This is a genomic window from Nocardia pseudovaccinii NBRC 100343 (assembly GCF_001613225.1).
GTDB lineage: Bacteria > Actinomycetota > Actinomycetes > Mycobacteriales > Mycobacteriaceae > Nocardia > Nocardia pseudovaccinii.
This window is the reverse complement of sequence record NZ_BDBY01000097.1, coordinates 1-21,816: the sequence shown is the minus strand read 5'-3', so window position 1 is coordinate 21,816 and position 21,816 is coordinate 1. Positions and strand designations below refer to the sequence as shown.

The 21,816-nt window shown below is 66.2% G+C and carries 22 protein-coding genes and 1 riboswitch; of the genes, 8 read left to right on the top strand and 14 right to left on the bottom strand.

From position 1 onward, the window contains the following. Both NP3_RS10935 and NP3_RS10930 read left to right on the top strand, forming a co-directional pair. Nucleotides 1-493 (top strand): dienelactone hydrolase family protein (locus tag NP3_RS10935; RefSeq protein WP_174566196.1); only part of this gene is annotated, 493 nt, incomplete at its 5' end. An 11-nt stretch (nucleotides 494-504) separates the two neighbouring features. After that, nucleotides 505-1,263: a thioesterase II family protein gene (locus NP3_RS10930; RefSeq protein ID WP_063040306.1), complete on the top strand. Its 759-nt coding sequence runs from the start codon at nucleotides 505-507 to the stop codon at nucleotides 1,261-1,263. Here NP3_RS10930 and NP3_RS10925 read toward each other — a convergent pair. From NP3_RS10925 to NP3_RS10910, 4 genes are all read right to left on the bottom strand, one after another. Continuing rightward, nucleotides 1,203-1,592, bottom strand: a complete 390-nt coding sequence (locus tag NP3_RS10925) for a DUF2784 domain-containing protein (RefSeq protein WP_063040304.1) — start codon at nucleotides 1,590-1,592, stop codon at nucleotides 1,203-1,205. The genes NP3_RS10930 and NP3_RS10925 overlap by 61 nt on opposite strands. Before the next feature lie 40 nt (nucleotides 1,593-1,632). Then, nucleotides 1,633-3,102, bottom strand: coding sequence for an SDR family NAD(P)-dependent oxidoreductase (locus NP3_RS10920; protein WP_063040302.1), 1,470 nt, complete (start codon nucleotides 3,100-3,102; stop codon nucleotides 1,633-1,635). A 105-nt stretch (nucleotides 3,103-3,207) separates the two neighbouring features. Further along, nucleotides 3,208-4,527: a hypothetical protein gene (locus NP3_RS51130; RefSeq protein ID WP_063040300.1), complete on the bottom strand. Its 1,320-nt coding sequence runs from the start codon at nucleotides 4,525-4,527 to the stop codon at nucleotides 3,208-3,210. A 61-nt stretch (nucleotides 4,528-4,588) separates the two neighbouring features. Next, nucleotides 4,589-5,524 (bottom strand): alpha/beta fold hydrolase, encoded by a 936-nt coding sequence (locus NP3_RS10910; RefSeq protein ID WP_063040298.1) that lies wholly within the window; start codon nucleotides 5,522-5,524, stop codon nucleotides 4,589-4,591. A 183-nt stretch (nucleotides 5,525-5,707) separates the two neighbouring features. Here NP3_RS10910 and NP3_RS10905 point away from each other — a divergent pair, with 183 nt between their 5' ends. The 3 genes from NP3_RS10905 to NP3_RS10895 all read left to right on the top strand — a co-directional run bounded on the left by NP3_RS10905 (nucleotide 5,708) and on the right by NP3_RS10895 (nucleotide 8,346). Continuing rightward, nucleotides 5,708-6,412 (top strand): TetR/AcrR family transcriptional regulator, encoded by a 705-nt coding sequence (locus NP3_RS10905; RefSeq protein ID WP_063824738.1) that lies wholly within the window; start codon nucleotides 5,708-5,710, stop codon nucleotides 6,410-6,412. A gap of 133 nt (nucleotides 6,413-6,545) precedes the next feature. Then, complete coding sequence (locus NP3_RS10900) at nucleotides 6,546-7,691, top strand: acyl-CoA dehydrogenase family protein (protein WP_063040294.1); 1,146 nt, start codon at nucleotides 6,546-6,548, stop codon at nucleotides 7,689-7,691. Further along, the gene (locus NP3_RS10895) at nucleotides 7,675-8,346 is read left to right on the top strand and encodes a TetR/AcrR family transcriptional regulator (RefSeq protein ID WP_373864740.1); all 672 of its coding nucleotides are present in this window, start codon (nucleotides 7,675-7,677) and stop codon (nucleotides 8,344-8,346) included. Before NP3_RS10900 ends, NP3_RS10895 begins: the two co-directional genes overlap by 17 nt. Before the next feature lie 14 nt (nucleotides 8,347-8,360). Here the strand turns inward: NP3_RS10895 and NP3_RS10890 are convergent, their stop codons facing one another. Next, nucleotides 8,361-8,729 carry a hypothetical protein gene (locus NP3_RS10890; RefSeq protein ID WP_063040290.1) on the bottom strand — a complete coding sequence of 123 codons (369 nt, stop codon included), beginning with the start codon at nucleotides 8,727-8,729 and terminating at the stop codon, nucleotides 8,361-8,363. A gap of 313 nt (nucleotides 8,730-9,042) precedes the next feature. Here NP3_RS10890 and NP3_RS10885 point away from each other — a divergent pair, with 313 nt between their 5' ends. Next, complete coding sequence (locus NP3_RS10885; protein ID WP_063040288.1) at nucleotides 9,043-9,804, top strand: DUF4190 domain-containing protein; 762 nt, start codon at nucleotides 9,043-9,045, stop codon at nucleotides 9,802-9,804. An 11-nt stretch (nucleotides 9,805-9,815) separates the two neighbouring features. Here NP3_RS10885 and ligD read toward each other — a convergent pair whose 3' ends face one another. The 6 genes from ligD to NP3_RS10855 all read right to left on the bottom strand — a co-directional run bounded on the left by ligD (nucleotide 9,816) and on the right by NP3_RS10855 (nucleotide 14,825). After that, nucleotides 9,816-10,826: a non-homologous end-joining DNA ligase gene (gene ligD, locus NP3_RS10880; RefSeq protein WP_084508434.1), complete on the bottom strand. Its 1,011-nt coding sequence runs from the start codon at nucleotides 10,824-10,826 to the stop codon at nucleotides 9,816-9,818. Further along, nucleotides 10,826-11,911: an ATP-dependent DNA ligase gene (locus NP3_RS10875; protein ID WP_218024841.1), complete on the bottom strand. Its 1,086-nt coding sequence runs from the start codon at nucleotides 11,909-11,911 to the stop codon at nucleotides 10,826-10,828. The genes ligD and NP3_RS10875 overlap by 1 nt, the downstream gene beginning before the upstream one ends. 126 nt (nucleotides 11,912-12,037) lie before the next feature. Beyond that, nucleotides 12,038-12,436 carry a cold-shock protein gene (locus tag NP3_RS10870; RefSeq protein WP_063040282.1) on the bottom strand — a complete coding sequence of 133 codons (399 nt, stop codon included), beginning with the start codon at nucleotides 12,434-12,436 and terminating at the stop codon, nucleotides 12,038-12,040. A 31-nt stretch (nucleotides 12,437-12,467) separates the two neighbouring features. Further along, entirely contained in the window at nucleotides 12,468-13,568 is a 1,101-nt protein-coding gene (locus NP3_RS10865; RefSeq protein ID WP_040690060.1) for an SPFH domain-containing protein, read from the bottom strand. 37 nt (nucleotides 13,569-13,605) lie between these two features. Then, a complete protein-coding gene (locus tag NP3_RS10860) occupies nucleotides 13,606-13,839 on the bottom strand; it encodes an NfeD C-terminal domain-containing protein (RefSeq protein WP_063040280.1) in 234 nt (77 codons plus the stop codon). A 65-nt stretch (nucleotides 13,840-13,904) separates the two neighbouring features. Continuing rightward, complete coding sequence (locus NP3_RS10855; protein WP_063040277.1) at nucleotides 13,905-14,825, bottom strand: alpha/beta hydrolase; 921 nt, start codon at nucleotides 14,823-14,825, stop codon at nucleotides 13,905-13,907. 121 nt (nucleotides 14,826-14,946) lie between these two features. Here NP3_RS10855 and NP3_RS10850 point away from each other — a divergent pair, with 121 nt between their 5' ends. Both NP3_RS10850 and NP3_RS10845 read left to right on the top strand, forming a co-directional pair. Next, entirely contained in the window at nucleotides 14,947-17,883 is a 2,937-nt protein-coding gene (locus NP3_RS10850; protein ID WP_063040275.1) for a tetratricopeptide repeat protein, read from the top strand. A 66-nt stretch (nucleotides 17,884-17,949) separates the two neighbouring features. Next, nucleotides 17,950-19,065 carry a BTAD domain-containing putative transcriptional regulator gene (locus tag NP3_RS10845; protein ID WP_063040273.1) on the top strand — a complete coding sequence of 372 codons (1,116 nt, stop codon included), beginning with the start codon at nucleotides 17,950-17,952 and terminating at the stop codon, nucleotides 19,063-19,065. Nucleotides 19,066-19,139: 74 nt separating this feature from the next. On the opposite strand, the gene NP3_RS10840 is transcribed toward NP3_RS10845, so the two are convergent. The 3 genes from NP3_RS10840 to NP3_RS10830 form a co-directional block, all read right to left on the bottom strand. Beyond that, nucleotides 19,140-19,856, bottom strand: coding sequence for an MgtC/SapB family protein (locus NP3_RS10840; RefSeq protein ID WP_063040271.1), 717 nt, complete (start codon nucleotides 19,854-19,856; stop codon nucleotides 19,140-19,142). Between the two features lie 234 nt (nucleotides 19,857-20,090). Beyond that, a riboswitch (M-box (ykoK) riboswitch) is annotated at nucleotides 20,091-20,262 on the bottom strand. A 98-nt stretch (nucleotides 20,263-20,360) separates the two neighbouring features. After that, on the bottom strand, nucleotides 20,361-20,987 hold the full coding sequence (locus NP3_RS10835) for a TetR/AcrR family transcriptional regulator (RefSeq protein ID WP_063040269.1): 627 nt from the start codon (nucleotides 20,985-20,987) through the stop codon (nucleotides 20,361-20,363). Between the two features lie 61 nt (nucleotides 20,988-21,048). Next, the coding region (locus tag NP3_RS10830) for a pyridoxal-phosphate dependent enzyme (RefSeq protein WP_157124251.1) at nucleotides 21,049-21,816 on the bottom strand (768 nt) is incomplete at its 5' end.

Here is a 21,816-nt window from a genome sequence, read left to right as displayed (position 1 = left end):
GTCCGAACTCGGCGGCACCGCCGCCTTCACCGACCCGGCGGCGGCCACCGCCGAACTCGGCAAGATCGCGCCGCAACAGTTCATCGGCGATCTGCAGGCCGGTATCGCCGAGTTGGAACGGCGGGTGCCGGGAAAGAAGATCGGCGCTACCGGATTCTGCTTCGGCGGCGGTCTGGTGTGGATGCTGCTGGCCGCGGGTACGCCGACACTCGCTGCGGCGACACCGTTTTACGGCCCATTCCCGGAGAACGGGGATCTGTCCGGTTCGAAGGCGGCGGTACTGGGGATCTACGCGGCCAAGGACGAGCGGGTGATCGCTTCGCGCCCCACCGCGGAAGCGGCCCTGGACCGGGCCGGTCTCACCCATGATATCTACGTCGCACCGAATGCGGACCACGCCTTCTTCAACGACACCGGACCGCGTTACAACCCGACGGCCGCCGCGGAGGCGTGGCAGCGGGTCCTGGATTGGTACGGAAAGTATCTCGGGTGAAGGAGGGCGACGTGGGCAAGGCTATTGCGGCGACGGACTGGCTGCGGGTGTTGCGCGCACATCCCGCGCCGAACCATCAACTGCTGTGTTTCCCGCCGGGCGGGGGAGCGGTCACGGTCTATCGGGCACTGGCCGAACGCTTCGACAACGGCATTGCCGTTGCCGCCGTCCAGTACCCGGGTCGGCAGGACCGGCTCGGTGAGCCCACCATCGGCGATATGGACACCCTCGTCGACCGGATCGTGGACGAGGTTTTGAATCAGGGCCCGGTGGAACAACTTTCGCTGTTCGGCCACAGTATGGGCGCGACCGTTGCCTTCGAAACCGCACGCCGTCTGGAACGCAAGGGGCAACCGCTCATCGCGCTGTTCGTATCCGGTCGTCCCGCACCGACTTTCGTCGAGCAGAGTCGGCTGCATCTCGGTTCCGACGACGATCTGATCGGTGATCTGGCGCGCTTGGCGACCGATCCCGCGTCCATCCAGATCCTGCGCGACGAACCGAGCCTCGCCGAACTGGTCTTGCCCGCGGTGCGCGGCGACTACCAGGCCGTCGAGACCTACCGCTACCGCGAGGGCACACCGCTGTCCTGCGCTGTGTCGGCACTGGTCAGCACCGAGGACCCGACGATGACGCCGGAGCAGGCCGAGGAATGGCGCGAACATACCACCGGTTCGTTCGACCACACGGTCTTCCCCGGCGGGCACTTTTACCTCGACGACAAGGTCTCCGAGGTCGCGGACCTCATCGCCCGCACCCTCCACACATAGCCCACCCACGACACCACCACGCACACCGCGACCAGCCCGCGCACCAATCCCAGCGCACTCTGCGGGTAGATCACCCCGGTCAGATAATGGTCGATGAACCCGCTCGGCGGCAGCCCCGCCATCCCGGCCCGATGCCGTGCCCAATTCTCCAAATAGGTGAGCGGACAATCGAACCCGAACAGCACCGTGCTGAATCCCCACCCGAATGCGATCAGATGCAGCCAGATGGTGCGCGGCCACCGCCACGCCACGAACCCGCCGACCACCACGTACGCCACGAATACGAAATGCACCGCGGCGGTGGCATCGGCCAGCAGCCGATACACCATATGCCCAGCGTAGCGCTGGATGCGTGCGCGGCCCGTTGGATCACCAGGGCGAGGGTTGGTAATCCTTGAGGAAGCAGCCGTAGAGGTCGGTGCCGGTTTCACCTCGGACGATCGGGTCGTAGACGCGGGCCGCGCCGTCCACCAGGTCCAGCGGTGCGTGGAAGCCCTCTTCGGCAAGGCGGAGTTTGGTGTAGTGCGGTCGTTCGTCGGTGATCCAGCCGGTATCCACGGCGGTCATCAAGATGGCGTCCTGTTCGAACATTTCGCGGGCACTGGTGCGGGTCAACATATTCAGCGCGGCCTTGGCCATATTCGTATGGGGGTGGCCCGCACCCTTGTACGCACGGGAGAACTGTCCCTCCATCGCGGAGACGTTCACGACGTATTTGCGGCGGGCCCCGGCAGCGGCCATGGCCGGGCGCAGCCGGGAAACCAGAATGAACGGCGCCACCGAATTGCACAGCTGGACCTCGAGCAGCTCGGTCGGGTCCACCTCGGCGACGGTCTGCACCCAACTGTTGGTGTGGGCGAGATCCGGCACCAGACCACCGGCGTCGATGGCGATGCCGCGCGAAATGCGTTCCGGCGTGGCCGATCCCGCGACCAGCGCCAGCTCCGCCACATCTGCCGAGGACAGCGTCGGGGTCAGGGACGCGGTGAGTGCGGTGGGGTGCGCCTGCATGGTCTTGCCGAAGGTCACCACATCCGGCAGCGCACCCGCGGGCAGCGGACCGGATTCGGCCTCGACCAGCGCGCTGTACGCGCCGGGGGAGCGGCGCACGGTCTGGGCGGCATTGTTGATCAGGATATCCAGCGGTCCCTGTGCCGCGACATCATCGGTGAGCGCGACGACCTGGGCCGGATCCCGTAGATCGATGCCGACGATGCGCAGCCGGTGCAGCCAGTCGGCGCTGTCGTCCATGGCGGCGAAGCGGCGGATCGCATCGTTCGGAAAGCGGGTGGTGATGGTGGTGTGCGCGCCGTCGCGCAGTAGCCGCAGCGCGATATACATGCCGATCTTGGCGCGACCGCCGGTCAGCAGGGCGCGCCGTCCGGTGAGATCGGTACGGGCGTCTCGTTTCGCGTGGCTGCCTGCCGCGCAGCCCGGGCAGAGCTGGTGATAGAACGCATCGACCCGGGTGTAGCGCTGCTTGCAGATATAGCAGGGCCGCGGCCGCAGCAGCGTGCCCGCGCTCGCACCCGCCGCATTCGAGGTCAGCGGAATGCCCGCCGTTTCGTCATCGATCCGATTCGGCGATCCGGTCGCGGTCGCCGCGACCACCGCCCGATCCGCCTCGGCGACCGCGTCCCTGGCCACGGTTCGCCTGCGCTGCTTCAACTTCTTGAACATATGACCGACGGCGCGCTGCACCGTGACCGACGCCGGATCGTCCTTATCCAACTGCCCGGCCTGCTCCAGCACCCGCAGGCAGATCGCCAGCTCATCAGGGTCGATGGCGGTGCCGCTCGGCGCTGGTGCGGTAGACGTCGACGCGGTGTTCTCGACCATCGGAATGCGAATTTATCCTTCGTGAACTGGGAGGTTGACCCAGCCATTGTCGCATTCGAATGCGGACCGGTCGGCGCGGGCGGTCCCGCACCGACCGGACGCCGCCTATTTGCGCAGCTTGCTCATGGTCGAGGTGGCCGTCTTCTTCAGCAGGTCGGTGACCTCGGACGCGCTGAGGATCTTGCCCGAGGACTTCGACGAACTGGACGAATACTGCGACCAGCTGATGTGGTAGGTGGCCCAGCCGTCGCGCACGGCCACTGAGACATCGGCCGTCGGATCGTCCGACTTGTGCTTACCGGTGATCACGTACGCCTCGTCGCCGAGTCCGGAGATCTTGTCGACCTTCGCGTCCTTGCCGTATTCGCTCTGGGTCCAGGTCTCGTACGACGCGGTGAATTCCGGTCCCGGATTCGTCTGCTTGTGCACCTGCGCGCTGGTGTAGATGGCGGCGTAGTCGTACTTCTCCGTCGAGCCGGACGGAGTGAAGCGGACATCGCACCCCATCGAATCGACCGCGGCGTGCTTGGAGCCCTCGTGCTTCGGATAGGTATCGCCCGAGGAGTCGGTCTTCGACAGCGTGAAACCCGCACTGGTGTAGGGCGAGGTGTCGGTGATGTCGCAGAGATTGGCGATGTACTTGTAGCCGCGCAGATCGGCGTCCTTGCTGATATCGGCCTTGCCCGCGTCGAATGCGCCGATCGCGAACATCGCGCCCGCCCATACCGCGGAGGTGACGACGACCGCGCCGAGTGCCCAAAGCCAGCCTTTGCCACCGGATTTGGGCGGCTGCGAATATCCGGGTGCCTGTTGCTGATATCCGGGCTGTTGGAAACCCGGTGCACCCTGCGGGAATCCGGGTGCGGGCTGCTGAAACCCGGGCTGCGGGAATCCCGGTGTCGACTGTGGTGCTCCGGTTTGCGGGAATCCGGGTGTGGCTTGTGGCGCCCCTCCCTGCGGGAATCCAGGCGCGGCCTGCGGCGTTCCCGGCTGCGGATATCCAGGTGAGGACTGGTGGTATCCCGGTTGCTGGTATCCGGTCCCCGATGGGTATCCGGCGGGTGTGGCTTGTGGTGCTCCGGCCTGCGGGAATCCAGGCGCGGTCTGCGGTGTCCCCGGGTGCGGATATCCAGGTGAGGACTGGTGGTATCCCGGTTGCTGGTATCCGGTCCCCGATGGGTATCCGGCGGGCGCGGCCCCCGGCTGATCGAACGACTGGCGCACCATCGTCGGATCAGCGGGCTGCTGCTCGGCGGGGCCTTGCGGTCCCACTACCGGAACCGCGGGCTGCGACGGCAGCTGATACCCCGGCTGCCCGACCATCGTCGGATCCGATTGTGAATACTGCGGTCCCTGCTGCTGCGGCTGTTCCTGCGCCCACCATGCGTCGTTGGGCTGGTTCTGTTGTTCCCCCGGTCCGGTCATGCGCGCAAAGTACCACCCCGTCCGATTTCCCGGCCACTCACCGCTGGTGGGATCTGGGCGGTCACTGCGGGATGCTGGCGTTCGCCGCGCGCAGATCCTCGACGAAGTTCGCGATGGCCTCGGCGACGAGCAGCGGCTCGGTCACCGGCAGCCAGTGATCGGCCGGAATCGGGCAGCGCCACAGTCGATCCACCCAACGTGCGCTGCCGTAGTAGAGGAACGGCGGCACCAGCACGTCGGTGGTGTCCACGACGAGTTGCACCGGCACCGCGGTGGTTCGCTCACGCGGCCGCAGCAGATGATGCGCCAGGTTGGTCACGGCGATCCGTGCTCCGGCGGTCAGATCCGCGCGCCAGGTCGGAGCGATCGGCGCGTACATCCGGCTGACGCCGCCGAGCTGTTCGATCAACCAGGTCCGCACCCGGGGCGGATAGGCGATCCGTCGCGCCGCGGTCTGGGCCGTCGCGACTCCGTGCCGCCAAAATTTCCGGTCGGCGATCAGCTCCAGCGCTCGGCGCGGTTGACCGGCCAGTTCGCGCAATGTCATGCCGACGTGATCGAGATTCGGACCGGCGACGGCGGTGAACGAGGCGATCCGGGTATTGGCGCGCGGATCGCAGACCGCCTCCCACACCTGCACCGCACCCCAGCCGTGCCCACAGACGTGCACCGGCCGCTTCGGACTGATCGCATCGATCAGCGCGAAGAAATCCTCGGCCAGGTGATCGAGTCGATAGTCCTGTGGCACACCGGGTTTCGCCGATTTACCGTGCCCGCGCACGTCGTAGGCGATGACCCGGAAGCCGTCGGCGAGCAGCGTCGCCACCGCCGACCAGACCAGATGGGTATCGGAGAGCCCGTGCACCAAGACGAGTGGTTCCGCGCCGCGATCGCCCCACTCGAAGACGGCCAGCTCACCATTCGCGCCGGGCGCCGTGAACCGGCGGAGCGGGCGCTGGATGCCGGTCGGGTCGGGGGAGTCGAGCTGTTCGGTCATCTGCTTGCCTCGATCGATGCGCTGGGGGCTGCGTGTACCGCCGGTACGTGATCCGATACTGACAGTACGTATTACCCGAAGCAATGAATTGAAACCACGACCGGCTATGAGGTCGGTCACCCCGCAAGCCAGCGCACTTCCGGCCCAGCTGGGCGTACCGCCGGTACATGTATGCTCCGAACCATGGCCCGTTCGGACAGATCTGCCAGATCAGCGCCGCGGACGATCACCCGCGAGGAGATCGTCGACGCCGCCATTCGGGTGATCGACCGGGACGGTCCGCGCCCGAGCATGGACGACATCGCCCGCGAGGCCCGGATCACCAAACCGCGCCTGTACCGCCAGTTCGCCGATAAGACCGATCTCTACACCGAAATCGGCGACCGGATGGCCGGTTCCGTCGCCGCCGGTGCTGGCAGCGATCTGACGCTGATGCTGCAACCGCCCCGGGTCGCGCTGCGCCGCGTGCTCACCGGCTACGCCGACAGTATTCTGCAGCACCCCAACGTCTTTCGGTTCCTCGGCCAGGCGCATGTCACCCAGCACTCCGACGGTTCGGTACCGCAATTCGATCTCGGCCGCGCGGCCGCGAGCCGCGTCGCCAGCCAAGCGCGCGAGATCGCCGAATCCATTCCGATCGATGCCACCGGCATCGACTATCTGGCCCGCGCGGTCGTCGGCGTCGTCGTCGCGATCACCGACCTGTGGCTGGGTGACGCGGATCCCCGCCGTCCCGACGGCACCGCCGAATTCATCGACCAGGCAACCGAATTCGTCTGGGGTCTGATCGATGGATTCCTGCGCCGCCAGGGCATCTCGGCCGATCCGGACATCCCGATCTACACCTCGCTCGCAGCCGTCAACCAGGCCCAGCGGCCGACCGGCTGATCCGCATTCCGCCCTCGTAAACCCACCCTGACCCGCTATGTGCCCTCTTTGTTGACATCATGCCAATAGTGCGCCACTCTGATGACGAGACGCGGGTGCGACAGCCCCGCGCGATGAACAAAGGATTTCTGCGATGGCACGCGCGACATGGAGTGACGACGAGGTCGAGGCGGTCCGGGAACTGGCGAGGAACTTCTTCGAGAAGGAAGTCGTCCCGCACGAGGAAAAGTTCGTCGCGCAGGGACATCCCGACCGCGCCCTCTACAACCGGGCCGGTGAACTCGGCCTGCTGTGCACCGCGACCCCGACCGAATACGGCGGCGGCGGTGGCACTTTCGCGCACGAGGCCGCCATTATCGAGGAACAGGCCTTCGCGGGCGACGGCTCGATGGGCATGGCCGTGCACACCTCGATCATCGCGCCCTATATCCAGCACTTCGGCACCGAAGACCTCAAGCGGCGGGTGCTGCCCAAGGCCGCGACCGGTGAGATAGTGCTCTCCATCGGCATGACCGAACCGGGCACCGGCTCGGATCTGCAGAACATCAAGACCCGCGCGGTCCGCGAGGGCGACGAATACGTCATCACCGGGTCGAAGATCTTCATCACCAACGGCTGGCTCTGCGACGGCATCATCATCGCCGCCAAGACCGATCCGACCAAGGGCGCGGCGGGTGTTTCGCTGATCTTCGCCGAGGTGGGTGACGACACCCCGGGCTTCAAACGCGGCCGCATCCTGAACAAGATCGGCGGCAAGGCCCAGGACACCGCGGAGCTGTTCTTCGACGGACTGCGCGTGCCCGCCTCGAATCTGCTCGGCGAGGCCGAGGGTCAGGGCTTCTATCAGATGATGCAGCTGCTGGCCCAGGAGCGGCTGGTCACCGGCATTATCGCGGTGGCCATGATGGAGAAGGCGGTGCAGTTGACCGTCGACTACACCAAGGGACGTGAGGCCTTCGGTAAGCCGCTGTTCGCGATGCAGAACACCAAATTCGAGATGGCCGAATGCGCGACCATCGCCAAGGTGAGCCGGATCTTCCTCGACGACTGCATCGGCAAACATCTGCGCGGCGAACTCGATATTCCCACGGCTGCGATGTCGAAGTACTGGCTGACCGACCAACTCGGTATTGTGGTCGATCGCTGCCTGCAACTGTTCGGCGGCTACGGCTACATGACGGAGTATCCGATTTCCCAGCTCTACACCGGTGCCCGCGTGCTGCGCATCCTCGCGGGCAGCAACGAGGTTATGAAGGATCTCATTGCCAGGTCACTCTGAGGTCGCCGCCAGCGATCGCTTGCGGGTCGCTCGAAACGACACCGAGGCGCAGCCGCGCAGGCGCAGGCTGGAACCGGACGAGCGACGCGCACAGATCCTGGAGTGCGCGATCGACATGTTCGGCGAGCGGCCCTACGCGGCGGTCTCCACCGCGGAACTCGCGCAGCGGGCCGGTGTCGCACGCGGGCTGATCAACCATTACTTCGGCAACAAGCGCGACCTGTATCTCGCGGTCGTGCGCCGGATGGTCACCCTGCCGCGCCTCGACGATATGGTCGCGCCGACCGGCACCGATCGCGAACGCGTAGACGCGAGTGTGCACTGGCTGCTGGATGTGATCTCCGAACACGGCAGCACCTGGGTCAAGGTGACCAGTCACGAGGGCGTCGGTGATGATCCCGAGGTGCAGCAGATCCTGGATCAGGCCGATGACGCGGCCGCCGAGCGGATGCTGCTGATGGTCGGGCGCGCGGAATCGGCGCACAGTGCGCAACTGCGCGCCATGGTCCGCGCATTCGGCGGGTTGGTGAAAGTCGCGGGCCGAGAATGGATCACCCGCGGCGCGCTTACCCGCGGGCAGGTGCACGCGCTGCTGTCCGACATGCTGATGACACTGGTGACCGAAACCATGCCGAAGGTGGATCCCGGGCGCTGACCTTGCGGCGCGGGCTATTTCGGCAATTCCGAAGGCCTTTCACCCGCGGCGATCCTGCGCTCGGTGGCGCTGTAGCGGACGCGCCGCACATGCCCGGGAGCGTGCCCGTTGCGACCGTACTTCCGCTCGATCACTTCCTCGCGGCGATGCTCGACCAGCAGTGCGCCGATTCCGGAGATCCACAATGCGGCGGTCACCATCGCACCGATCTGGGTCCAACCGATGAAGCCGTAACCGGCCGCGGTGAGTGTGCACGCCATGGCGACGATGCCGAGCGCGCACAGAATGATGCCGGGCACGTTGTAGTCATCACCGAGTAGATCGCCCGCGTGGGAATGCCACGGCCGCCCCTGTTGTCCTTTCGAACCGGATTCACCGCGCATGCATCCCTCCTCTGCTGACGTCACCGCATGGGTCGGTCCCGAGACCAGCATGTACCTCGACGGCGCGCGGCGCGAGTGCTGTTTGCCGGTTTGTTACTCCTGCACCCGAACCGCACCGCGCCGAGTCCGGTCGCTCCCGTGCCGGGTAGAGGTCGAGTTGACATGGTGGCGTTCGCGATTACGGTTTGATGACGATTGATCGGCCGTTTCGGATGATGTTGCGGCCGTCGGCCCCTATCCTTTGTCGGTATCGGGGCGGGTCCGGGCAGTTCGTGGTTCCTGCGCGGTTTGGTGGTGTGGAAGAGGGACCTGAATGGCACGGACGGATAACCGTGAGCGCGAGCGCTGGCCGGAGGCGCAGCCGGAGGAGTACGAGCCGGAGACCGGAGCGATCGGCCGTTGGCCGGATCCGGATCCCAACGACCGCTGGCCGGAAGCCGAGCCGCCGGTCCGACGCCCTACCCGGGCCGGTCGCCTGCGGGTCGAGGTTCCGCCCATCGTCAACCCGTATGCGATCGTCGCGTTGGTGGCCGCGTTGCTCGGCCTCTTTCCGGTCGCGATCGTCTTCGGTTTCATCGCCTTCAGCCATCCGCGCGGCAAGACGATGGCGGTGTGCGCACTGCTCCTCGGTGTGATCGAGGTGGTCGGTATCGCCGGGTATGTCGTGCTGTCCGGCAGCAACTTCTCCGACGCGCTGTCCGGGGCGCACCGGGCCCCGGTCGTATCGAGTGCGGCGCTGCCCTCCACCATCGCCCAGACCGTCGTCCCGCAGCCCTCGGTGGTGCCGAGCGTCGTCACACCTCCGGCCACCTCGGCCGCGGCGCCGACGAGCCAGGTGGCCCCGAAGAAAGGCGCGGTGTGCACCGAGCCGGGCCGCATCGGCACGGGGGCCGACGGCAACACACTGCTGTGCCTGGCCAGCGGCGGTGTCTACCAGTGGAACGGTCCATACACCGTCGGCGGCACCGTCGCGGAGCCGGGGACCAAGTGCGACGGTTCGACGAAGAGTGCCCGCACCGCGGACGGGCGCGCAGTGACGTGTGAGAGCAAGGTGTGGGTGCTCTGGACCGAATAGCCTCCCGGTAGCTAGCCTTCCGTTTCCGGCTTCTTGGCCCGGCTGGGCTGTACCCGCGGCGGCTCGTTCGGCATCTTGGGATATTGCGGCGGCCACGGTGCGTCCATGAGCCCGGCTGCCATATCTCGCTCCGACATCTTCAGCAGCGGCTCGATCGATTGGGCTGGCCGGTCCGCCCACGGGTCACCGGATTCGGCGAGCCGTGCGGGCACGGTGGCAATCGTCAATTCCTCGGGGACAACGGTATCCAGATCGGACCAGGCGATCGGCGTGGAGACCTGCGCGCCGACCTTCGGTCGCACACACCACGCGCCGAAAACCGTTTTGTGCGGGGCGTTTTGGTTGAAGTCGACGAAGACGCGGCTGCCGCGCTCCTCCTTCCACCACTGCGCGGTGATCTCGTCCGGATGCCGCCGCTCCAGTTCGCGAGCCAGCGCGACCGCGGCCGCGCGCACCTGATAGCCGTCCCATTTCGGTTCCAGCGCAACGTAAATGTGCAATCCACGCGAGCCGGAGGTCTTGATGTCGGAGTCGATGCCGAGTTCGGTGAACAGCTCACGGGTGAGTACGGCGGCGTGTTTGAGATCGTCGAAGGTGATGCCGGGGGAGGGATCCAGGTCGATGCGCAGCTCATCGGCGATATTGAGATCGTCGACGTGATTGGGCCAGACGTGGAAGCCGAGGCAGCCCTGGTTCACCGCCCACAGAATGTGCGCGAGATCGTGGGCGACCAGGGCATCGCTGGTGGTGCCGTTGGGCGTGGCGACCTCGACGGTGTGCAGCCAATCCGGCGCGGACTTCGGCACCCGCTTCTGGAACCACGACTTACCGGACGCCCCATCGGGATACCGCTCCAGCAGCAGCGGACGATCGCGCACCACCTGCAGGAACGGTTCGGCCACGGCCTGGTAGTACCGCACCAGATCGAGTTTCGTCTCACCGCGTTTGGTGAAGTAGACCTTGTTCGGATTGCTGATGGCGACGGTTCTGCCGTCCACCTCGATATCGACCGACTCGGTCATCATTGCCCCTGGGCTTCGCTGAAGATGGCGCTCAATTCGGCCGGTGCGACCTCGTCGAGTTGGGCGTAGGTACACGATTCCGGTGTGCGATCGGACCGGAAACGCACCAGCCTGCCGCCGTGCCGCAATCGGCCGGACTGCACGTGTTCGTAGCGGACCTCGGCGACCAACTCCGGACGCAGCGCCTCCCAGGACAGATCCTTGCCGCCGGTCCATCGGCTCACCCCGCCCGGCATCTTGCCGTCTGCCTTCGCCTGCGCCGCGGCATCGGCCCATTCCCGCCACGGATGATTCGCCAATGCGTTCTCCCGCAACGGTTTCAGCTCATCCACCAGCGACTTGCGTTTGGCCGCGGTGAAACTGCTCGCGACTCCGACATGGTGCATATTGCCCTCGTCGTCGAAGAGTCCGAGCAGCAGCGAGCCGACGCCCTCGCCATCCTTGTGCCAGCGGAAACCGGCCACCACGCAGTCCGCGGTGCGCTCGTGTTTGACCTTGAGCATCACCCGCTTGTCCTGCAGATACGCCAGCTCGTTGGACTTGACCATGACGCCGTCGAAACCCGCACCCTCGAAGCGGGTGAACCAGTCCTCGGCAACGGCGGGATCCTGGGTGATCGGAGTCAGGTGCACGCGGGCGAGTTCGGTATCGAGAATGGTCTCCAGCAGCCGTCGGCGTTCGGCGAACGGCTCACCGGTCAGATCCTTGTCGCCGAGAGCGAGTAGATCGAAGGCGACGAAGCTGGCCGGTGTTTCCTTCGCCAACTTGTTGACCCGCGAAGCTGCCGGATGCAACCGGTTCTGCAGGGTGTCGAAATCGAGTCCCTCATCGGTGACCACCACGATTTCACCGTCCACCACGCATTTATCCGGCAGCGCCGCCTTCAGCAGTTCGGCGACCTCGGGAAAATAGCGGGTGAGGGGGCGGTCGTTGCGGGAACCGAGTTCCACTTCGTCGCCGTCGCGGAACACCACGCAGCGAAAGCCGTCCCATTTCGGTTCGTAACTGAGGCCCGGCTCATGCGGCACCGACGGTGCCGTTTTCGCCAGCATCGGCCTGACAGGCGGCATGACCGGTAGGTCCACGCGATCTCCTCCTCGGGTTCGCTCCTCACCTGTGCCGACGTCGCGGGCGACGCGGATTCATCGGTGCGGGCTCGAGCTCGATCGTAAATCGCAGGTCCGACAAGCTTGTGAACTTCGCGTTGCGCGCTATTCCAGCCAGCCGTGCTGATCGGCGAAGGCGGTGAGGCGGTCGCGGATGGTGAGGATCTCACCGGCGGTGAGGGCGGGGCTCGCGTCCAGTAGTAGCTCGGTGATCAGGCGTTTGTGTTCGGTGACGGTCAGTTGGCTGGAGCCGGATCTGTCCTTTTTGTGCCGAGGAGCGGGTGGTAGTGGTTGACCGCCGACCACGGCGAGGTTGACCGCCTTCGGACCACGATCACCCTCGGTCACATCGAATTCGAACACCCGCCCCTGGCGCAGCTCATCCTCGTCCAGACCGATGTCGTTCACATGAACGAACACATCCGGGCCACCATCGTCGGGCCGAATGAACCCGAATCCCCGCGAACTGTCGAACGACACCAATTTCCCGATGGACACCAACACCCGCTCCTCGCGCCGTCGCTACTCGGCCACTTTAGCCCGCATTATCCCCGTCGTTGGATGAAAGCGCCTTTTGTAACGAGTTGAATACAGTGAGGCCCTGACCGACCATTCCGTTGACCAATTCGCCGACACCATCGGGTCCGTTGAGCACCGTCAGGTTGGCGTTCGCCAGGCCGTTGGAGGCCTGTTTGACGATTTCCGGCAGCTGCTCGATCAGCAACTGGTCCAAGGCGATCCGGTTGTTCGAGGCCGCCGCCTCGGCCTGGATCCGGGTCCGATCTGCCTCGGCCTCGGCGAGGATGCGCACCCGTTCCGCTTCGGCCTGAGCGGGTTTCACGACTTCGGCCTGCAACTGCTGCTCACGTAACTCGGCCTCTTTGCGCGCCTGTTCGGCCTGCGCGGTGAGCACCTCCTGCATCGCCTTGGCCTCGGCCAGCGGACCGGCCTGTGCCGCTTCGGCGTTGGCCTTATCGATATCCTGCTGATACTGCGCCTGGAGAATGGCGGTCTCACGCTGATATTCGGCTCGGCGGCGCAGCGATTCCTGTTCGGCCTCGGCGGCACGCTGCGCGGCCTGTGATTGCGCGATCTGCGCATCGCGCTGCACGGCCGCGTTGTGCGGTGCGGCCAATGCGGTGATGTACCCGAGATTGCCGTCATCGATGGATTGGATTTGGAACGAATCCACCCACAGACCGATATTGCTCATCTCCACCTTGGAGGCCACCAGCACCTCGTCGGCCAGCCGCTGGCGTTCGCGGATGATCTCCTCGACCGTCATCGAGCCGACGATCGAGCGCAGGTGCCCGGAGAAGATGCGGCCGGTCAGCACCGACATCTCCCGCTCCTGTTCGGACAGAAAGCGTTGGGCCGCATTGACGATCGACTGGGTGTCGTTGGCGACCTTGAACGCGATCACCGCGCGCACCTCGAGCTGGATGGCCTGCTTGGTGACGCAGCGTTCCTTGATCTCGGCCTCGAACATGGCCAGCGACAGATAGCTCACCTTGCGGAAGAACGGCATCACCCATTTGCCGCGCCCGATCACGACGCCGAAGGGCGCGTTGTCCTTGCTCGTACCGCCGCTGACCAGCATCGCCTCGTCAGGATCTGGAACGTGATAACCCAGCACTGTGCCTCCCTGGCAGTTCATAACTTCGGTCGCGGTGTCACATGTCGTCGACCGGGACGGGTTCCAGCGGAATCCACGGCACCACATCGACGATGCGGCCCGGTTGTACCGCGATGATCAGGACGGTTTCGCCGGCCGAGATCGGCTCGGCCGCCCGCGCGATGTATATCTCCGTGCCCCCGCGAATCGCAACCAATACTTCGCCGAGCATTCCGGGGCCCCGGATCGGCGAGGTGAGCGTACCCGTCAAACCTTGCACGGGGTCGGTCATCGCGGTGAACTCCTCGCACTCGGTGCCAGAGTTGTCAGGGTACGCGCGATTCGGAACAGCTCCGGTTACGAGAGGGACTCGGCAACGATGCGCCCGACCGATTTCTTGGTGAGATAGTGCGCGGCATCGTGCGGACTGGAGCCGTTGTCGAGTTCGGGATGGGTCGTCGGCACCACATCGCGTCCCGGCGCGGCCGGGAAATAGGGCGCCAGATCCAGATGCGCCGCGACGATATCGTCGCGATCGGCCAAATTCTCCCAGCGGGTCAGCGCGGTGGGCACCGTGGGCGGCTGCGGGCGCAGCAGCGGATAGATGATGGTCTGCAGCGCCAGCGGCGAACCCAGGGTGACCAGCGCCGCGGGCTGATCGGTCCGATGCAGTGCCTCATAGGCGACCACCGAGCCGAGCGAATGTCCGATGACGAGCCGGGTCTCCGGACCGATCAGGTCGAGCACCTGTTGCTGCGCGTAGGCACGCACCGCGTCCTCGGCCAGATATCTGCTGACCTGGGCCAATGATCGGTTGACGAATTTGCCCGCCATCCCGAAACCGAAGGGCGCGAACCATTTCAGCTTCGTCAGCGCATTCGCCGCAGGTCTGGCCTTGCGGCCGAAGCCCTGTGCGCCTTCGGTGCCGAGCGCGGAATTGTCCAGGTAGCGTTGCGCTTCCAGTCGATCGCGTTGGTCGGCCGCCTGCCCGGCCGCCGTCGCCAACCACGCCTCGGCGATCTGCTCGGTGAGTTCGGCGTCCTCGGTACCGACCGGTCCGCCTCCGCCTTGAGCGCCGGGATCGAGAAAGGCATTGCCGTAGAACGCCATTCGAACGTCGAGCACGCCCGGGCGCTGGCCGCGCCACAGCTGATCCGCGAGTTCGCCGTACCCGGCCGTGCGGACCCCGGCGGCCAGCGCCGGAAGCCATTGCGCTTCCAGCAGATCCGCGCCGTATTGCTCCTGTGCGATCCCGTGCACCAACACGATCGCTGCCATCAGCCGCCCCCGTTGTCACTTGCCCCGATGTGTGTTCGGGTACCTTCCTACCACGCAAAGCGGCCCGTGTCGGGGTGTCGAGGTCGCCGGGGAGTCGACGGTGGGAAATGGTGGTGCTGATATGGGAGGCAGGCTCGCCCTGGTGGTCGGGTCCGAGTGTGCGGCACTGGGGGAACTGGGGTTCACCGGTGAATTAGCCACGGGTCTGTACGGGACGCTGACCGGATCCGGCGGCTGGCGGGCGGCGACGGAAGCACCTGGTCCGGTACTGAATCCGACAGTGGCACAGCTGGTTACGGCGGTGGACGAGGCATTCGACGCGGCCGCGCGGGAGCAGGCGACGCTGCTGATCGGATTCGTCGGCCATGGCACCGCGACCAGCGCGGAGGATTTCTTTCTGCTCGGCCATGATTCGCCCGCGGTGCCGAACTCGCATACGGCGTTCCATCTGACACAGGAGATTCGGGAGCGGTTGAACCGATCGTCGCTGGACGGGCTGGTCGTCCTGGTCGACGCGTGTGAGACCGAACAGGGCGTGCTCGGCGCGGCCCGTCGCTGGACCGACCTGCTGTCGCGGGCGGCGGGTCGGATGGAGCTGCTGGTCGCCGCCGGTGACGGGCCGGCGTATGCCGGATGCTTCACCCGAACGCTGCTGTCCACCTTCGCGGCCGGACTGCCCGCGCGTGGGGAGAACCTGCTGCCGTCGGATCTGGTCGATCCGATCGCCGCGGCCTGCACCCGGCAGCAGCCGGAACATCTGTCGTTCACCTCGGGCACGGTATCGGCGGCCGAGGGCGGTGATCCCGGCCTGTGGCTGGTGCCGAATATCGCCCGTCGCCGCGATGCCGTAACCGGCCGTCCGGCAGCGGGTTTCGTCGATCAACTCACCCGCAGACTGCTACTGACCCCGGCCGTGCGCGAGACGCTCGACGATATCGTCGGATCAGGCAGCTACCGATTGCGCGGGGTGATCGGACCGCCCGGCGTCGGCAAATCGACACTGCTGGCCATGCTCATCCGGCCGAGCCTGGTCGACACGCTGCCGGTCGCGCCCGAATACATCACGGCCGCGGTATTTTTGACGGTCAGCAGTTCCATCGAGGCGGTCGCCGCTGAGTTGTCCGCGCAATTGAGCACTCGGATGCCCGGCTTCCGAGCCGCGGTCGCGGCGGCGCGGAGCCTGGCCCGGCACAGCGTCACCCCACCGGATGTCTTCGATGTCGAGGTGCGACAACCGCTGGCCGACCTGGGGGGATGGGGTCGACGGGTCACTATCGTCGTGGACGGACTGAACGAACCGGAACAGGGCACCCAGCGGCTTCTGGTGGCCGCCGTCGCCGAGTTGACCCGGCGACCGGAGCTCGCGCACGTCCGGGTGATCGTGGGCATCCGGGAGGGGCTCGGCTTCGAGAACGATCCGGAACTGCGGCATATGCATCGGATCGTCGTCGCCGAGCCGGTGGCCGAGGATATCGCCGCGATTGTCGAATCGGCGGGATATGAGCGCGCCGCCATCGACGAGCAGGAATGGGTCGGCTGGATCGATGCGCGGTTGGCCGAAACACCGACGGCGCGTGCCGATTCCCCTGCCGCCGCGGCGGGCTGGCTGTTGGCCGGATTGCTGGCCGAGGTCGCCAACGAGGTCACCGATCGGGTGGTTGCCGAGGATATCGGCGTCGACGGTCTGGTGGCATTGCGGGTCGGCGCGGCCATCCGGGCCGCGCCGGGAGATGGACCGGATATCGCGCCGAATGTCGCCGATGCCTGGGGGATCGGCGCCGTGCTCGGTGTACTCGTCGCGGCAGGTGTCGGTCCGGTGCTGCCACTGGAACTGCTGGATGCGGCGATGCGTGAACTCGGGGCCGAGGTGAGCATTGCCGGAATCCGCGATCTCACAGTGGGTTTGGGGGTGCTGGTCACGCGCAGCCGCCCCGGCACGGCCGATGAATCGCTCGGCATCGCGCACGCCGCTCTACTGCCTGGACTGGCCGATGAATGCGACCGGCTCGGCGTGCACAGCGACGATGCGCACCGCGCGGTGATCGCGGCCATCGAGGCGGGCACCACCGAGCGCGTGGCCGACTATGCCCGTGGTGCGGCGGTGCGCCACTACCTGGCCTACGGCGCCGCGGCGGCCGCCTTCGGCTATCTCGAATCGCTGGAAACCACACGCGTGGTGGACAATCGGGATCTGTGGGTGGCCTGGCTGCCGAGCTTCACCGCCGCCATGGGGCCGGATCATCGCGTCACGCTGCTGGTTCGCAACCATCTCGCGAACTGCCGTGGCCGCAGCGGCGAATTCGACGCCGCCGTCACCGAATTGGAGGAGCTGGCCCGCGATCAGACGCGGGTACTGGGCGTGGATGATCTCGATACCGTCACCACCCGCTACGACATCGCGGATTGGCGCGGTCATATGGGCCAGCTCGAGCGGACGGTAGCGGACTTCGAACGGCTCGTCATCGATCACGCCCGCATCCTCGGCACCGACCATCCGTGGACGCTGCGCGCGCGAAACAGCCTGGCCTACTGGCGCAGTGAACGCGGCAGCCTGCGCCGCGCTGTCATCGAATTCGAACAGCTGATCACCGATCAGGAGCGCATCCTCGGTCCCGTCGACCCGCAAACCCTGCGCACCCGACTGCACCTCGCGCGTTCCCGTGCCATGGCGGGTGAGTTGGCCCGCGCCTTCGTCGAATTCGAACTGCTGCTCATCGACCAGGTCCGCATCCTCGGCCCGGATGACGCCCAGACCCTGCGCACCCGCATCAGCATGGCGCGCTGGCGGCGGGAGAGCGGCGAAACGACCAGGGCCATTGCTGAATACGCCGCCCTGCTGACGGATCAGTTGCGCGTTCTCGGGCCGGATCATCCCGATACCCTGCACACCCGCAATTGCCTCGCGGGCTGCTATGGCGAGGCGGGCGATATCGGCGCCGCCATTACCGAATTCGAGCCGCTGCTCGCCGATCAGATACGGGTACTCGGACCCGACCATCCGCACACTCTGCTCACCCGCAGCAACCTGGAATACTGGCGCGCCCGATCCGACGGGTAGCCGGGACGTGCCGCGGGTTAATGTTCTTGCGGGCCAGCGGCTGGCCCAGTCGTAAGGAGTGCGACGATGGCCGAAATGCGGGCGCAATTCGGTGTGCTCGGGCCGGTGCAGCTGTCGATCGATGGCGCCGCGCAGCCGGTCGGCGGGCCGAAACAGCGTGCGGTACTGGCGTATCTGGTGGTCAATGCCAATCATCCGGTCTCGGTGGATGCCCTGGCGCAGGCGGTGTGGGAGCAGAGTCCGCCCTCGGATGTGCGGGTGAGCCTGCACGCCATCACGTCGAATCTGCGCAAACCGCTGCGCGCTGCCGGACTCGACGCACGCGGCGTACTTGCACAGATCGGAACCGGTTACCGAATTGCGGTGGCCGATGGCGCAAGTGATGTGCAGCGGTTCCGGGCGCGCAAGGAGGCGGGCCTGCGGGAGCTGGCGGCGGGTCGATTCACGGCGGCCGCCGAAGCGCTGTCGAGCGCACTGGAGCAGTGGCGGGGCCCGGTGCTGTCCGATCTGCGCGGGCTCGGATTCGCCGACGCCTACGCGGCCGCGCTCGATGATGAACGGGTCGGTGTCATCGAGGCGCGGGCCTCGGCCGATATCGCGCGCGGTCGCGCGGACTCCGTCGCAGCCGAACTCGCCCTGCTCGTCGGGTCGCATCCGTTGCGAGAACCATTGTGGGAGAAGCTGATCACCGCGCTGTATCTGAGCGGGCGGCAATCCGACGCGCTCGGCGCGGTCCGGCAGCTACGGACCACACTGGACGACGAACTCGGCATCGACCCGGGTCCGGCGATCCAGGAGTTGGAGGCGCGGATCCTGCGCCAGGATCCGCTCAGCGTCCGGGCGGTCGCCGATGTGACGATGACCCGGGCGACCACCATTGTCGAGCAGGCCGCGGCCGGGGCGCGGGCCGAATTGCGCGATCGTCGGGGCGAGGTTTATCCGATCACCGGATCGGTGACCCGCATCGGGCGGCTGCCCGACAACGACATCGTGCTCGAACACGGCAAGGTCAGCCGTCAGCACGCGGTGATCGTGGACAACGGGCTGAACTTCGTGATCAAGGATCTGTGGTCGTCCAACGGGGTGTACCTCGACGGTGCGCGCATCATCGACAGCGTGACGCTCACCGACGGCGCGGTGATCCGCATCGGCGAATTCGAATTCGTCTTCACACTGATCTGAGTTGCGGCCGGATCGGCGGTGATCCGGGATCGGTGTCGTAGTCGTACAACTCGGCATAAAGGAGCGCAGCACGGTCATGCTCGAGCTCCGTCCGCGGTGTCGTCGACCGAAATATGCCAGCCGACGCTGGTCACCGACGGCTCCAGACTGAGTCGGCTCACCGCCGATTCCATCTGCCGGTCGTCGCGCTGATCACCGGTGAGCTCGGCGCGCACCTCGACGCGGCCGACGATATCGGTATTCGCGCTGGCCACCGAGAGCAGTCGAAAGTCGGTGCGGGTCAACGCCTGAACCAGCAGTGCCCGTACGTGGGCTTCCTGCTCATCGTTGGTCACCGCGACGAACACATAGGCCGCGGATTGTTCGGCGGCATCGGGCTGGCGGTCCACCGCACGTCCGGCGGCCCGCAGCGCGATATTGACCACCATTACCGCAACTGCGCCCGCGGCAGCGGTGGTGAACATGCCCGCACCGGCCAGCGCGCCGACCGCGGCCGAACACCACAGTGTCGCAGCGGTATTGAGCCCGCGCACATTCAAACCGTCGCGGATGATCACACCCGCGCCGAGGAAACCGATACCGGAGACGATCTGCGCGGCCACCCGGGTCGGATCGGCGGCACCGCCGTGGAAGCCGTGCGCCGAGAGCAGGACGAACAGTGTCGCACCCGCCGCGACGAGCGCATTGGTGCGCAGTCCCGCCATCCTGGCCCGATACTGCCGCTCGAATCCGATCACCGCGCCCAAGCCGACACCGGTCAGCAGCCGCAGGATCATCTCTACCGTTGACATTACGCACTCCCTGACTAGGTCAAGCGCACCATCGAACAGCGGGCTACGGGCTGGTCCCGATCTGGAGCGCCGCTGCGGAGGTGTCGCCGGGTGAATATTCGGCTAACAGGGGTATGGGACTATTACCGCCGGACATCCGGCTCACCTCCTTCATCCGATCGGACGCGCGGCACAGCCGGGCATCGTGTGTCATCGTCGCAGAGCGCGTCAGAGGAATCCGACAAACCGCCGGTCAAAGCCTCTCCTCGTAAGACCTTTGGCACTTCACGGCGTGAACCCGACAATATCGGGAGCCAATCGGGATCACCCCTTAGGCCGGGGAGATCTGTCCTGACCCGGGGCGTCTCTCGACGTTCGGGGTCGCTGGCCTATATCCGTGAAGGAGCCTCAGCGAACGATCGGCACCTTGCGTTGGCAAGTAAACACCCGCATGGCCGGACTGGCAACCCGATGTGAGCCGCGCAACGTCCAATCGCGCTGCGCCGGAGCCGAATGCGGACCGAATCAGGACTGGTAGAGCGAACGGTAGGCGGCGAGCGTGGCCACGCAGTGGTCGATCACCTGCTCGCGGCTGGCGCGCAGCGATCCGTTCAACCACGCCGAGAACATGCCCGCGTTACCGCTGGCCATGGTGAGCGCGGCAAGTCTGCGCCGCACCGGATCATCGATATGAGCGAACAGGTGGTCCTGCAGGACCTTGGTGAAGACCGGCATGACCGCGATGGTGGTCTGGCCGAGGCCGGTACTCGAGTACGGTTCGACCAGGAACAGCCGGGACTTGCGCGGATCGGCGAGCACCTTGTCGACCAGGATCTCCGACAGCACGCGGTCTCGGGAGGGATCGGCGGCGGCGAACGCCGTCATCGGTTCCAGGAATTCGTCGGCGACCTGCCGGTAGAGCACATCGAGCAGTTCGTCGCGGCTGGCGAAGCTCTCATAGAAGTACCGGTCGGTGAGATTGGCACGTCGGCATACCGCGCGCATGGTGACACCGCCCGCGCCCGATTCTCCGATCAGGTCGAGCGCGGCCTCGAGCAGCGCGGAGCGGCGTGCCTCCCGACGTTCGGTGAGCGTCGTACCGCCCCAGATCCGAGGACCGGCATCGTCAGCTGATTCCTGGCCTTTTTGCACCCGCCCACACTAATGCCTGGCGGCAATGACCGGCTCGGGGCTGGGCCACACCGATCGAGGATCAGCCGCCGCGTTCGAGTGCGAATCCGGCATCGCGCCAGGCGACGATCCCGCCGCCGAGGCTGCTGGCGTCGAAGCCGTCCTGGCGGGCGATGGCGGCGAAGCGCAGCGATAGTTCGCCGACCGGACAGACGAAGATCAGCGGGCGCGATCGGGAGAACGGAATGCCGTGGGTGAACATATCGTCTAGTTGGTCGTCGCGGATATTGATCGCGCCCGGCACATGGCCGATGCGATAGGCCATCGCGCCCCGGGTGTCCACTATGGTGGGCCGGGCTGTGTGGTCCAGTTCGGCCAATTCCTGCGGGGATACGGCAGGTGTCGCCGCGAGTTCGGCCGGGGTGGGTGCGCGGCGGCGATCGGCGCGGTCGAACAGTCCTGGTCTGCGCTTCTTGACATAGGACAGGTACGGCTCGAGCCGATCACAGACGATGAAGACGGCGACAACGGGTTCTTTCGATGAAAGTGCCTGCTCACCAAGGGTTTCCAGGGCAGCGGCATAGCTCGCGCCGCTGGTCGGACCGGCCAGGATGCCGTACCCGGTGGCCAGTGCGAGAGTGGCGTCCACCGCGCGGGTGGAATCGACAGTGACGATGCGGTCGTAGAAATCGGGTTGGAACAGCCCCACATCCCACATCTCGCTCTCCGAGCGGATACCGGGTATGAAGTCCGACCGATCGGAAACCACGGCGATACAACGCAATTCGGGGTTGTGCTTGCGCAGATAGGTTGCGGTCCCACGGGTGGAGCCGGTGGTGCCGAGCCCACC

Excerpts from the sequence above, each read along its gene's own strand:
- NP3_RS10840 (WP_063040271.1), bottom strand. The coding sequence starts at position 19,856 with ATGTCAACGGTAGAGATGATCCTGCGGCTGCTGACCGGTGTCGGCTTG.
- NP3_RS51130 (WP_063040300.1), bottom strand. The coding sequence starts at position 4,527 with ATGACCGGACCGGGGGAACAACAGAACCAGCCCAACGACGCATGGTGG.
- NP3_RS10890 (WP_063040290.1), bottom strand. The coding sequence starts at position 8,729 with ATGCGCGGTGAATCCGGTTCGAAAGGACAACAGGGGCGGCCGTGGCAT.
- NP3_RS10900 (WP_063040294.1), top strand. The coding sequence starts at position 6,546 with ATGGCACGCGCGACATGGAGTGACGACGAGGTCGAGGCGGTCCGGGAA.
- NP3_RS10910 (WP_063040298.1), bottom strand. The coding sequence starts at position 5,524 with ATGACCGAACAGCTCGACTCCCCCGACCCGACCGGCATCCAGCGCCCG.
- NP3_RS10925 (WP_063040304.1), bottom strand. The coding sequence starts at position 1,592 with ATGGTGTATCGGCTGCTGGCCGATGCCACCGCCGCGGTGCATTTCGTA.
- NP3_RS10885 (WP_063040288.1), top strand. The coding sequence starts at position 9,043 with ATGGCACGGACGGATAACCGTGAGCGCGAGCGCTGGCCGGAGGCGCAG.
- NP3_RS10855 (WP_063040277.1), bottom strand. The coding sequence starts at position 14,825 with ATGGCAGCGATCGTGTTGGTGCACGGGATCGCACAGGAGCAATACGGC.
- NP3_RS10860 (WP_063040280.1), bottom strand. The coding sequence starts at position 13,839 with ATGACCGACCCCGTGCAAGGTTTGACGGGTACGCTCACCTCGCCGATC.
- ligD (WP_084508434.1), bottom strand. The coding sequence starts at position 10,826 with ATGACCGAGTCGGTCGATATCGAGGTGGACGGCAGAACCGTCGCCATC.
- NP3_RS10845 (WP_063040273.1), top strand. The coding sequence starts at position 17,950 with ATGGCCGAAATGCGGGCGCAATTCGGTGTGCTCGGGCCGGTGCAGCTG.
- NP3_RS10920 (WP_063040302.1), bottom strand. The coding sequence starts at position 3,102 with ATGGTCGAGAACACCGCGTCGACGTCTACCGCACCAGCGCCGAGCGGC.
- NP3_RS10850 (WP_063040275.1), top strand. The coding sequence starts at position 14,947 with ATGGGAGGCAGGCTCGCCCTGGTGGTCGGGTCCGAGTGTGCGGCACTG.
- NP3_RS10905 (WP_063824738.1), top strand. The coding sequence starts at position 5,708 with ATGGCCCGTTCGGACAGATCTGCCAGATCAGCGCCGCGGACGATCACC.